Annotated in this window: 8 protein-coding genes; 1 reads left to right on the top strand and 7 read right to left on the bottom strand. The window is 59.9% G+C overall.

Features of this window, described 5'->3' with window-relative positions:
- Positions 1-23 precede the first annotated feature (23 nt).
- The gene (locus LNV08_RS10965; RefSeq protein WP_263533742.1) at positions 24-668 is read left to right on the top strand and encodes a hypothetical protein; all 645 of its coding nucleotides are present in this window, start codon (positions 24-26) and stop codon (positions 666-668) included.
- Positions 669-693: 25 nt separating this feature from the next.
- Here LNV08_RS10965 and LNV08_RS10960 read toward each other — a convergent pair whose 3' ends face one another.
- The 7 genes from LNV08_RS10960 to LNV08_RS10930 all read right to left on the bottom strand — a co-directional run bounded on the left by LNV08_RS10960 (position 694) and on the right by LNV08_RS10930 (position 13,257).
- Complete coding sequence (locus LNV08_RS10960) at positions 694-2,172, bottom strand: glutamate synthase subunit beta (RefSeq protein ID WP_263533741.1); 1,479 nt, start codon at positions 2,170-2,172, stop codon at positions 694-696.
- A gap of 10 nt (positions 2,173-2,182) precedes the next feature.
- Entirely contained in the window at positions 2,183-6,991 is a 4,809-nt protein-coding gene (locus LNV08_RS10955; protein WP_263533740.1) for a glutamate synthase-related protein, read from the bottom strand.
- A 117-nt stretch (positions 6,992-7,108) separates the two neighbouring features.
- The gene (locus LNV08_RS10950; protein ID WP_263533739.1) at positions 7,109-7,831 is read right to left on the bottom strand and encodes an REP-associated tyrosine transposase; all 723 of its coding nucleotides are present in this window, start codon (positions 7,829-7,831) and stop codon (positions 7,109-7,111) included.
- Between the two features lie 68 nt (positions 7,832-7,899).
- Positions 7,900-9,054 (bottom strand): deoxyguanosinetriphosphate triphosphohydrolase, encoded by a 1,155-nt coding sequence (locus LNV08_RS10945; protein WP_263533738.1) that lies wholly within the window; start codon positions 9,052-9,054, stop codon positions 7,900-7,902.
- Positions 9,055-9,064: 10 nt separating this feature from the next.
- Entirely contained in the window at positions 9,065-10,186 is a 1,122-nt protein-coding gene (aroB, locus tag LNV08_RS10940) for a 3-dehydroquinate synthase (protein ID WP_263533737.1), read from the bottom strand.
- Between the two features lie 57 nt (positions 10,187-10,243).
- Complete coding sequence (locus LNV08_RS10935; protein WP_263533736.1) at positions 10,244-10,804, bottom strand: shikimate kinase; 561 nt, start codon at positions 10,802-10,804, stop codon at positions 10,244-10,246.
- A gap of 17 nt (positions 10,805-10,821) precedes the next feature.
- Positions 10,822-13,257: an Ig-like domain-containing protein gene (locus tag LNV08_RS10930; RefSeq protein ID WP_263533735.1), complete on the bottom strand. Its 2,436-nt coding sequence runs from the start codon at positions 13,255-13,257 to the stop codon at positions 10,822-10,824.
- Positions 13,258-13,300: the final 43 nt, after the last annotated feature.

Here is a 13,300-nt window from a genome sequence, read left to right as displayed (position 1 = left end):
GCCGCCGCACTCATTCGAAAAGCTTGCTGTGGTCCGCGGCGCTGGCCTTGCTGCTGCACGCAGGCTTTTTGACGATGAAATGGCAAGGGTCGGGCGGGGCGAGTGAAACACCGCGTCGTGGCTCGTTCGGCAGTCATCAAACAGCGCTCAGATTGCTGCCGCCACCGCAAGGCCTGCAGCTTCAAGCGCATACCGCGCCTGAACCTGGGGCGACTAACTCGAAGAATGAGCGGCCGGCTCCCGCAGAAACCATCCAAGCCCAGGCAAGCGATACAGCACAGGCTGCCGAGCTTGACAGCTGGCCTGTGCTGCTGGCCGCCGAACAAGATCAGGTCCTGATCGCATATCCCGATGCGCCGCTGCCTGGTGGGCGCCTACGCTTGCGGGTCTTGGTTGGCCTTGATGCCACTGGAGCCATGAACTCCATTGAGACCTTGGCCCTGCCACCCGCACTGCGCGACGCACGCGCCGGAGATCAGGTCTACAAGCCCTTCGTCACCGCCGTCAAGGACGGACTGGCCGCAGTACGATTTGCACCCGGCATGGCAGGGCAAGTAGCTCAAAGCGCACGCCTATGTCTTGAAGTGCTGTTCGTGGAACAGCAGGCGGTGGAGATCCGCCCGCTGGAACCTGCGATTGCGACTTCGCAGCGCTGTTTGTCGGAATAGCCCTGTTGGCTAAACAAAACGACCATCAACGCGGCAAGTCGCTCCCGCCCATCAGGAACTCATCGACCGCCCGCGCCGCTTGGCGGCCTTCGCGAATCGCCCAGACCACCAGTGACTGGCCGCGCCGCATATCGCCGGCGGCAAAAACCTTGTCCACATTGGTCTTGTAACCGCCGGTGAAGTCGGTGGTGGCCTTGGCGTTGCCGCGGGCGTCTTTGTTGACGCCAAAAGCATCCAGAACGGTCGCCACTGGCGATACAAAACCCATGGCCAAGAAGACCAGATCGGCTTTGATGACTTGCTCGGAGCCGGCCACTTCAACCATCTTGCCGCCCTGCCATTCGACCCGTACGGTCTTGACGCCGGTCAGCTTGCCTTTGTCTTTACCTTCGCCGCCCAAGAATTCCTTGGTCGAGATCGCGAACTCGCGCTCGCAGCCTTCTTCGTGGCTGCTGGAGGTGCGCAGCTTGAGCGGCCAGTAAGGCCAAGTCATGGGCCGGTCCTCTTCTGCAGGCGGCTGCGGCATCACCTCGAACTGGGTGACGCTCTTGGCACCATGGCGGTTGCTCGTTCCCACGCAGTCGCTGCCGGTGTCTCCGCCGCCGATGACGACGACATGCTTTCCGTCGGCGCGCAGTTGACCCTTCAACTTGTCTCCGGCATTGACCTTGTTCTGCTGCGGCAGGAATTCCATCGCGAAATGGATGCCGCTCAGCTCGCGGCCGGGCATGGGCAAGTCACGCGAATTTTCGGCGCCGCCGGTCAGCAGCACGGCGTCGAATTGCGCCTTCAGCTCGTCGGGGCTGATGCTTTCCTTGGCCCAGTTGGTGACCTTGGAGTCTGCGGGCATCGTGCCGACCAGCACGCCGGTACGGAAAACCACGCCTTCGGCCTCCATCTGCGCAACGCGGCGGTCGATGTGGCTCTTCTCCATCTTGAAGTCGGGGATGCCGTAACGCAGCAGGCCGCCGACGCGGTCGTTCTTCTCGAACAGCGTCACGCTATGGCCGGCGCGCGCCAACTGCTGCGCTGCGGCCATGCCGGCCGGGCCGGAGCCGACGATGGCCACGGTCTTGCCCGTCTTGACCTTGGGCAGCACCGGCTTGACCCAACCCTCGGACCAGGCGCGGTCGATGATGGCGTGCTCGATCGACTTGATGCCGACCGCGTCATCATTGACGTTCAGCGTGCAGGCGGCCTCGCAGGGTGCGGGGCAGATGCGGCCGGTGAACTCGGGGAAGTTGTTGGTGCTGTGCAGCACGGTGATGGCGTTAGCCCAGTCGCCTTGATAGACCAGATCGTTGAAGTCCGGAATGATGTTGTTGACCGGGCAGCCGCTGTTGCAAAACGGCGTGCCGCAGTCCATGCAGCGCGCACTTTGCAGCTTGGCCTGATCGGCGCTCAAGCCGATGACGAATTCTTTGTAATTCTTGACGCGCGCACTGACGGGCTCATAGCCCTCTTCCAGACGCTCGATTTCCATGAAGCCGGTGATTTTTCCCATGACTTTCCCCTTAGGCCTTGACTGGCTTGCTTGCAGGCGCTTTGGCTTGCTCAATGGTTTCGACTGTTTGCTTGGCGGCGTGCATCTCGCCCAAGGCGCGGCGGTATTCGTGCGGGAACACCTTGACGAACTTGGCGCGTGAATCGGCCCAGTGGTCGAGCAGATCACGGGCGCGCTGGCTGCCGGTCCAACGGTGGTGGTCTTCCAGCATCTTCTTCAGGATGGCCTCGTCGGTCTGAGCCGGCGCTTCGCCCAGGTGATGCCAGACTGCGCGGTCGACCGTGGCTTCTTGCTCGGCGGCGGGCAGCAGTTTGTCGAGCGCCACCATGGATGGGTTGCAACGCTTGGCGAACAAGCCGTCCTCGTCATACACATAGGCGATGCCGCCACTCATGCCAGCAGCGAAGTTGCGGCCGGTCTTGCCCAAGACGACGACGGTGCCGCCGGTCATGTATTCACAACCATGGTCGCCGGTGCCTTCGACCACCGCCGAGGCGCCCGACAGGCGAACCGCAAAGCGCTCGCCGGCCACACCACGGAAGAATGCCTCACCGCGCGTCGCACCGTACAAGACGGTGTTGCCGACGATGATGTTCTTGGTCGCATCGCCCCGGAAGTCGATGCTGGGGCGAACCACCACGCGGCCGCCCGACAAACCCTTGCCGGTGTAGTCGTTCGCGTCACCAATCAAGTAGAAAGTAATGCCCTGCGCCAGGAAGGCGCCGTAGCTCTGGCCGCCGGTGCCTTCCATCTGGATGAAGATGGTGTGGTCCGGCAAGCCCTCGGGGCGGCGGCGAATCAGTTCGCCCGACAGCATGGCGCCGACGGTGCGGCGCACATTCGTCACCTCTTGCATGAACTGAACCTTCTCACCCTTCTCAAACGCAGGCAAGCATTTCTCGATCAGCTTGACATCAAGCGCGCGCTCCAGGCCATGGTCTTGCACATCGTTGTGGATGCGCGCGACGTCCAGTGCCAGCGCGGGCCGGTGGAAGACGCGGCTGAAGTCCAGGCCCTTGGCCTTCCAGTGCGAGATGCCCTTTTTAGTGTCCAGCAGGTCGCTGCGGCCGATCAACTCATCGAACTTGCGCATGCCCAGTTGGGCCATGATCTGACGCGCTTCTTCGGCGATGAAGAAGAAGAAGTTGACGACATGCTCGGGCTTGCCGGTGAACTTGGCGCGCAGGACAGGGTCTTGCGTGGCGACGCCGACCGGGCAGGTGTTCAGATGGCATTTGCGCATCATGATGCAACCTTCGGCCACCAGCGGCGCTGTGGCGAAGCCAAATTCGTCGGCGCCCAAGAGCGCACCGATCACGACGTCGCGGCCGGTCTTCATCTGGCCGTCGGCCTGCACACGCACACGGCCGCGCAGACGGTTCAGGACCAGGGTCTGCTGCGTTTCGGCCAGGCCCAACTCCCAAGGCGTGCCGGCATGCTTGATCGAGGACCAAGGCGATGCACCGGTGCCGCCGTCATGGCCGGCGATCACCAGGTGATCGGCCTTGGCCTTGGTGACGCCCGCAGCAATCGTGCCGACGCCGACTTCAGACACCAGCTTGACCGACACATCGGCGCGCGGGTTGACGTTCTTCAGATCGTGAATCAGCTGCGCCAAGTCCTCGATCGAATAGATGTCATGGTGCGGCGGCGGCGAAATCAAGCCAACGCCCGGCACCGAGTAACGCAACATGCCGATGTACTCCGACACCTTGCCGCCCGGCAGTTGACCGCCCTCGCCCGGCTTGGCGCCCTGGGCCATCTTGATCTGGATCTGGTCGGCGCTGACCAAGTATTCGGTCGTCACACCAAAGCGGCCGGACGCGACCTGCTTGATCTTGGAGCGCAGCGAATCGCCTTCCTTGAGCTCGTAGTCGACCGCGATGACCTTGTTGCCAATCACGTCGGACACCTTGGTGCCGGCGACGATCTTGATTCCCTTGAGCTCATTGCGATAGCGCGCAGGATCCTCGCCACCTTCACCGGTATTGCTCTTTCCCCCGATGCGGTTCATCGCGACGGCAAGCGTCGCATGCGCCTCGGTGCTGATCGAGCCCAGCGACATCGCGCCGGTGGCGAAACGCTTGACGATTTCTTTCGCCGACTCGACTTCGTCAAGCGGGATTGCCTTGCTCGGGTCGAACTTGAACTCGAACAGTCCGCGCAAGGTCATGTGACGCTTGCTCTGGTCATTGATGATCTGCGCGTATTCCTTGTAGGTGTCGAACTTGCCACTGCGTGCGCTGTGCTGCAGCTTGGCGATCGCGTCCGGCGTCCACATATGCTCTTCGCCGCGCGCCCGCCAGGCGTACTCGCCGCCGGCGTCCAGCATGCTGTCCAGCACCGGGTCGTCGCCGTAAGCAGCGCGGTGCAAGCGGATCGCTTCTTCGGCCACCTCGAACACGCCGATGCCGCCGACTTGCGTTGGCGTGCCGCGGAAGTACTTCTCGACGAAGTCGCTCTTCAGGCCGATGGCCTCGAAGATCTGCGCGCCGCAGTAAGACATATAGGTCGAGATGCCCATCTTGGACATGATCTTGGACAGGCCCTTGCCGATGCCCTTGATGTAGTTGTAGATGGCTTTGTCGGCCGACAGGTCGCCCGGCAAACCAGCAGCGATTTCGCTCAGCGTTTCCAGTGCCAGATAGGGGTGGACCGCCTCGGCACCGAAGCCAGCCAGTACGGCGAAGTGGTGCACTTCGCGGGCGCTGCCGGTTTCAACCACCAAACCGGCTGTCGTACGGCGGCCTTCGCGCACCAAGTGGTGATGGATGGCGGACAGCGCCAGCAAAGCAGGGATAGCCACCCGGCTCTCGCTCAAACCACGGTCGGTGATGATGAGGATGTTGTGGCCGCTCTTGATCGCGTCGACCGACTCGGCGCAAAGCGAAGCGAGCTGCGCCTCGACGCCTTCATGGCCCCAGGCGAGCGGATAAGTGATGTCCAGCTCATAGGGCTTGAACTTGCCGTGGGTATGCGCTTCGATCTGACGCAGGCGCGCCATATCCTTGAAGTCCAGCACCGGCTGCGACACTTCCAGGCGCATCGGCGGGTTGACCGCATTGATGTCCAGCAGATTCGGCTTTGGGCCGATGAAGCTGTTCAGCGACATCACGATCGCCTCGCGGATCGGGTCGATCGGCGGGTTGGTGACCTGGGCGAACAACTGCTTGAAGTAGTTGAACAGCGGCTTGTCCTTGGATGACAAGACGGCCAAGGGCGAGTCATTGCCCATGGAGCCCAGCGCTTCCTCGCCGTTGATGGCCATAGGCGCCATCAAGAACTTGATGTCTTCCTGTGTGAAGCCAAAGGCTTGCTGACGGTCCAAGAGCGTTGACTCAAAGGCGACCGGCTTGGCGTCAAGCACCGCGATGTCGTCGAGCTTGACGCGCACGTTCTCGATCCACTGCCGATAAGGGCGGGCGTTAGCGTATTGATTCTTCAGCTCTTCGTCGTCAATGATGCGACCCTGTTCCAGGTCGATCAGGAACATCTTGCCGGGCTGCAGACGCCATTTCTTGACGATCTTGTTCTCAGGAATTGGCAGCACGCCGCTCTCGGAGGCGAGGATGACCAAGTCGTCATCGGTGATGCAGTAGCGCGCCGGACGCAGGCCATTGCGGTCGAGCGCAGCGCAGACTTGGCGGCCGTCGGTGAAGACCATGGCGGCCGGGCCGTCCCAGGGCTCCATCATCGCGGCGTGGTATTCATAGAACGCACGGCGACGCTGATCCATCATCTCGTGCTGCTCCCAGGCTTCCGGGATCATCATCATGGCGGCGTGCGCCAGCGGATAGCCGGCCATGGTCAACAACTCGATTGCGTTGTCGAAGGTCGCTGTGTCGGACTGGTGCTCGAAGCTGATTGGGTAGAGCTTGTCGAGATCGTCACCCAGCACCGGCGACTTCATCACGCCTTCACGGGCGCGCATCCAATTGAAGTTGCCCTTGACCGTGTTGATCTCACCGTTATGGGCGACCATGCGGTAGGGGTGGGCGAGTGGCCACTCGGGGAAGGTATTGGTCGAGAAGCGCTGATGCACCAAGGCGATCGCGGAGACCACACGCGGGTCGGCCAGGTCTTTGTAGTAACTGCCTACTTGGTCGGCCAGCAAGAGGCCTTTGTAGATGATGGTGCGGCAGCTCATGCTGGGCACGTAGTACTCGCGGCTGTGGGTCAGTTGCAGCGCCTGGATAGCGCTGGACGCTGTCTTGCGGATGACGTAGAGCTTGCGCTCCAAGGCATCGGGAACAATGATGTCCGGGCCACGGCCGATGAAGATTTGCCGAATGATCGGCTCTTTGGCGCGCACGGTCGGCGACATCGGCATTTCGGCATCAACCGGCACATCGCGCCAGCCCAGCAAGACCTGACCTTCGGCCTTGATTGCGCGAGCCAACTCTTGTTCGCAAGCCAAGCGCGACGCATGCTCCTTGGGCAGGAAGATCATGCCAACGCCGTATTCGCCGGGAGGGGGCAGCTCCACGCCCACCGATCCATCGGGGCCTGTGCCGGCGCGGGCCATCTCGGCACGGAAGTACTCATCCGGGATCTGGATCAAGATGCCGGCGCCGTCCCCCATCAACTTGTCGGCACCAACCGCGCCCCGGTGATCGAGGTTTTCGAGGATCTTCAGGCCCTGCTGAACAATCGAGTGCGCCTTCTGGCCCTTGATGTGCGCCACGAAGCCGAGCCCGCAAGCGTCTTTCTCGTTCTGTGGCCGGTACAGGCCATGGGCGGCCAAATCTTGCTTTTCAGCTTGTTGCTGCACAAGCGCTTGCGTTTGCTGCAATGCTTCGGCCTGGGTCGATCGGGTCATGGCGCGGTCCTCGGTAATCCATTACGGCCCGAAGGTTACTGCAGCGCAGCAAAGTCATCAAGTCAAATTAAATAGGGTCAGGTTCAGTTAATTTCCCAGACACACCCAAAACCTCATTTAAATAGGGTCAGGTTCATTTAATTCGGCTTCCGATTGAGTTTTTCTAGGGCGGCCGCGGGGCCTGAGCGCAAGCGGCAACAAGGTCTTGTCGGCCAAACTCTTCAAAAATTCTGGAGAACCGATGGGCCTCCCCTTCATCGCCGCATCATGGAACTGCAGGCGCTCTGGCTCGGGCAACCCTTGGTCCAGCAACTCCCGATAAGCCAGCTCACGTTCGAACGGCGTGTTGCCCAAAGACCAGAACAAGGCATGGTCATTGATCAGAGGATCGCTGCGCCGCCCCAAATGATGGGCGCAACTGGACCAGGGGTAGGCCTCTGCGCTTGCGCACATGCCAGCCCGCACCGGATTCAATTCGATATAGCGCATGCATGCCATCAAGTAGCGCTCGCTGTCGATCAAGGCGGCCCGGAAGCGCCCTTCCCACAGCGTGCCGCTGCGGCCGTACTTGTGATTGAACCAGACCACGTAGCGGCGCCCGAGCGCCTGCATCATCTGGCTAATGCCCTGGTCCACCTCGGGCGTCGCCAGCAAATGAAGATGGTTGTCCATCAATACATAGGCGTGAATCGCCACCTTGTGCGTCGCAGCGCACTCATGCAGTTGATTCAAATAATGCTGGCGATCCGCATCGTCGAGAACGATGGGCTGATGATTGTTACCGCGCTGAATGACGTGGTGCGTCTGCCCGGCAAGCATGAGGCGAGGGAGTCTGGCCATGGGGATCCGCCCGGCTGAGGGGCGCAATAAATGAACCTGACCCCATTTTAAAGTCCTGCTAGGACTTGCTAGAACAAGGACTGCCCAGTCAATCGGTGGTGCTCTCTAATCGCAAAGCGATCTGTCATGCCAGCGATGTAGTCGGCGCAAGCGCGCGGCAGGTCGCTTTGATCGATCTCTTGCAGATACTCGGCCGGCATTTGCTGCGGGTCGGCTGCGTAGATGCCAAACAGATCGCGCAGCACTTGCTCGGCGCGTTGCCGGGTGGACTGAACCTGGCTATGCCGGTACAGCTGTGCGAACAAAAATCGCTTCAACTCGGTGCTGGCGGCGCGCATTTCGGCGCAGAAGCGCAGCAGCGGGCCAGCCCCGCGTACCGCCTGGACATCTGCTGGCGCCAGGTCCACCAAGGCCGCAGTGGTGGCGTCAATGATGTCGTACACCTGCGCGGAGAGCATGCGCCGAATGGTCTCAGCCAGCAGTCGCTTGCCTTTCAAGCCGGGGTAGGCCTGCAGCGCCTCGCGCAAATAGGTCTGAACCAGTGGCACCGTTTCTAACTGTTCCAAAGCCAACAAGCCCGAGCGCACACCGTCGTCAATATCGTGAGCGTTGTAGGCGACTTCATCGGCCAAATTGCAGAGTTGCGCCTCCAAACTCGGTTGTTGGCCGAGCAAGAAACGCTCACCCACCCCTCCGGGCTCTGCCGCCTCTAACAGCAGCGCATTGCGACGTGCGCAATGTTTCAAAATGCCTTCACGGGTTTCAAAACACAGATTGAGGCCGTCAAACGCCGGGTAGCGCTGCTCCAACTTATCCACAACGCGCAGCGACTGCAGATTGTGCTCGAAGCCACCGTGGGCTTTCATGCATTCGTCCAACACATCCTGCCCGGCGTGGCCAAACGGCGTGTGACCCAGGTCATGCGCCAAGGCAATGGCCTCGATCAAGTCCTCGTCGAGGCGCAAGCTGCGGCCAATTGAGCGACCCAGTTGCGCCACCTCCAGCGAATGGGTCAGACGGGTGCGAAACAGATCGCCCTCGTGATTCAGAAACACCTGCGTCTTGTAGACGAGGCGCCTGAATGCGGTGCTGTGGATGATGCGATCCCGGTCGCGCTGAAATTCGCTGCGCGTTGGCGCTGGCATCTCGTAGACTCGGCGGCCGCGGCTGCGCGCAGGGTCGCAGGCGTAAGGCGCGAGTTGAGGCACAAGCACTGCGGGCATACCCACGTGGTCAGGCGACGTGGCTGGCCAATACTTGCGCCACCAAGTCATCGGGCGCCGCATGCATGCCGGCCTTGCCCAGCCCTTCAGGCAAAACGAAGCGAATCGCCCCACCCTCGGCCTTCTTGTCGACCCGCATCAATTCCAGATAACGCTGCGCCCCCAAAGCAGGCCCGACAACTGGCAGCCCAGCGCGTTCAATCAGCGTGCGCATACGAGGCAAAAACTCACCCGGCATCAAGCCCAAACGCACAGCCAAATCGCTCGCCATCACCATGCCGCAGCCAACCGCCTCGCCGTGCAGCCATTCGCCATAACCGAGACCGGTTTCGATGGCATGGCCAAAGGTATGCCCGAAATTGAGAATGGCCCGCAGCCCTTGCTCGCGCTCGTCCTGCCCCACCACCCAAGCCTTGATCTCGCAGCAGCGCTTGACGGCATAGGCCAGCGCCGATTTGTCGCGCGCCAGCAAGGCGTCAAGATTCAGCTCAATCCATGCCAAAAAAGCGGCGTCGGCAATCGGCCCGTACTTGATGACCTCGGCCAAACCCGCCGACAACTCTCGCTGCGGCAAGCTGTCCAAGGTATCCAGATCGGCAATCACACGCGCCGGCTGATAAAACGCGCCAAGCATATTCTTGCCCAGCGGATGATTGATCGCGGTCTTGCCGCCGACCGAAGAATCAACCTGCGCCAACAAGGTCGTCGGCACTTGGACAAACGGCACGCCACGCATATAAACCGAGGCCGCAAAGCCGGCCATATCGCCAATCACGCCGCCGCCGAGTGCAAACAGCACGGTTTTTCGGTCGGACGCGGTCTCAAGCAGGTGATCGAAGATCAGGTTCAGAGATGCCCAATCCTTGTAGCGCTCGCCGTCGGGCAGAAGCACGGTTTCCACGCGCGCATATTGCGCAGCCAGACGAAGCTGTAAACGCGCCAGATAGAGCGGCGCAACGGTCTCATTGCTGACAATCAAGGCCGCAGCGGCCTTGGGCAGGCCCTCCCAAGCTGCAGCCTCATCCAGCAGGCCTGCACCGATAAGAATGTCATAGCCTCGCTGCCCCTCATCAAGGGCGATAGGAACAATCTGAGGCTGAACTGCGAAAGAAGGGGTCTTGGAGGCTGTCATAGCGACAAGTGTACGGGGCGAGGAGCACTCACCCGGCGGACACTCAAGGAACCCCCATCAATGCTTTTCCGCCCCCACCGTGGCGGCTACCCGGCCAGGGTCCACCAGACCCGCCAACTCCAACTGCATCAGCGCCATATTGACGAGACCGTTGACCGAGGGACGGCCGGTTTCCAGCACGAAATGAGCGCAACGTCGATAGAGTGGATTGCGCTGCAAATAGAGCTCTCGCAACTTCGCCAGCGGATCGCGCACCTGCAGCAGCGGGCGCTGGGTGTCGTGGCGCAAGCGCCGAAACAGCTCTTCCGGCGTGGAGCGCAAATACAAAACCGTGGAATGACGGTGCAGCAAATCGCGATTGGCATCGCGCAGAACAATCCCCCCGCCGGTGGCCAAGACAAACTCGCCCTCCCGGGCGAGTATCTCGCTCAGCACTTCAGACTCGATGTCCCTGAAGGCCGCCTCGCCCGAGCGGTCGAAAAAGCTGCGAATAGCCTCGCCCAGCCGGGCTTCAATTTCAGCATCGGTATCGACAAAGCGCATGCCCAACTGGCGAGCCAGGGCACGACCGACGGTGGATTTGCCACCGCCGGGCATGCCGACGAGAGAGATGATCAAACGACTAATCCCGCAAACTACTTCTTGCTGAAGCAACCGGCGCCGATCGGAACCAAAGGATCGGTCGAACTATTGACATAACCGGACGTATCAATCCCGTATGGGCTGATTTGAAACGCTGGTGCGCTCTCATTCTTGATCGCAGCAGTCAATGTCGGCAACCAGCGCTCTTCATAGCGACCATACCAAGCTGGTGGACTCAGTACACCGGGCGCACTGACCTTAATCATATACCGAACCCAAGAGGCCATACTTTTTGGATATTCAATCCTCAAAGTCGCCAAACCGTTCTTATCGGTTTTTGTACTACCTTCCAAAGCAACTGAAACATCTGACTTTCGAGGATCAAGCTGGAGATTTCCGTTGATATCCTCACCCGCCTCAAGGGTGCCATTTCTTGCTCCATCAGGATCCAGTCTATCTTCATTTGGGCACTGCAGAAATATAGGCACGAATGTCAAATCCAGCGGAATGCCCCATTTCTTACTGGTCCCATCATATACATAGTAGCCCTTGCCATAACCCAATAAGTCAACGACCGGTGTAACCTGGACATCCGACTTTGGGTTACCCGCCGAGTCAACAACCAGCACGGTGAACTTGGCAATATAGGTCAAACCGGCATCACCAATCGTGAGTACATCATCGCCGCCGATAGAGATTGAAACGGGCGTCTCGACTATGGTCAAGTTCACCGGATTTATCGCGAGGCCGTTCAGACAACCACTCGCCGTCGTACCCAGATCGTCTGTTCTTCCATAACAACCTTGAATCTTTACGCCCTCGGTCGGGCTAGCGCGCTCTCCGGGAATGAAGCTCAATGTAACCAAACCATTCTTATCCGACAACAATGGCGGATCACTCTCATTCACGCTAAAACGCCCATCGGTCGAACTATTATTCGCACCCAATCCAATATGGACACGAACATTCTCAATCGGCGCATTTTTTTCACCGCGGAACAAAATCCTGATCTCGGCTCGATTTACGTCTTTTCCAATCTCGTTGACTTTAACCACCAGGGTATCCATGGTCATGGTTGCCGACAAAATCTTCACTGCCGGATCCAGTGCGGCAGGCTTTGAGGCGACATTAACAAAGGATTCGACCGGAGTATCCCCAGCGCCGCCCACTGCCTTGATCGACATCTTTCCGTTGCCCTCGGCCTTATAGGAATATGTCCACTTGCCTTGCCCATTCGTCACACCCCGACCGGTGGCCGCACCTGGGCCCGTGGCGACAATCTCTACGCCATCGATTGGACTGCCATTCACATCCAACAAGCTGTAATCGACCGTGCCCTGCTCACCCACCAAGCGATTAGGTTGATTAACGGTTGCCTGCAGTTTTGCTCCGGTCACACTCAACAAACGCACACCTTTCAGAGAGCCGCTCTCGGCCGACACGGTAATGGTCCGTACGGTGCGATTCGCACCTATGCCCACAGTGGCCCTGACCTCTCCTTTTGCGTCGGTCTTGGTAGAGATTGGCGTGAGCACCGCATCACTATCAACCCGGAAGATCACATCGATGCCTGCCAAGGCATTGCGATTGACGTCAACCGCACGTGCAATCACATCGACCGTTTCACTGCCGGAGTTATTGATGCTGTTTTTGCTGATGGACAGCGTCAGATCGCTGGCAGTCAAGACGGTGCCAGCCGGAGGATCAACGACATCCACCGTGATGGTGCGCGACACGGTCCCGCTGGTAGCCTTGACGGCAATTGTTCGCTTGGTCTTGATGTTTTGCAGTTTCAAGCGACGCGTCAATTGCCCGGAACTCACGCTGGTCGTCGTATTACCTGGATCAAGCACCACCGCGTCACCGACATCGACCACTTGCATGGTGACCGCAACGCCGCCAATCGCCGACCGAGCCGCGTCCAGCGTCGTGACTGTGATGCTGGCGTCTTCGGTGCCCGTATTGGGGATAGAGACCTTGTCCACTACGACCGAAAGATCCGCTACGGCACTGCCGGTGACACTGTCCACCACATTGAAACTGAGCTTCTTGCTGACAGTGCCGCTCTTTGCCGTCAATGTGACAGTACGACTTGTCTTATCGATCAATGCCACGACGGCAGTTATCTTGGCCGTGGTCTTATCGGTTGTCTTGGCAGAAGGTGTCACGACGGCCCCGGCATCCACTTCAACCGTAACCGGCACTTCTGCGCCAATCAATGCGGCATTGCCTGCTCCGAGCGCCGTGACGGTGTATGTGACCACCTCCGCGCCAGTATTGGGCACCGTTTGCTTGTCCACCACCAAGGCCAAGTCCACCAAGCTCGATGCCACAGGCGGCGTTACCGGCGTATTGGGATCTTGAAATATCGGTTTGCCTGCATCTCCGCCGCCACCACCACATGCAGCTAAAACCGCAGCCATAGCCAGGCCCAGCAAAGCTTGCGCACAGCGGCGGCCAAGGCTTTCAAACGTTTTACTGCTACTCATCTCTGCTTACTCCTGCAATGCGCGCATCAATTTCATGCGGCAA

This window comes from Paucibacter sp. TC2R-5, assembly GCF_025717605.1.
GTDB classification, from domain to species: Bacteria; Pseudomonadota; Gammaproteobacteria; order Burkholderiales; family Burkholderiaceae_C; genus Paucibacter_A; species Paucibacter_A albus.
This window is presented reverse-complemented; position numbering and strand designations above follow the sequence as displayed.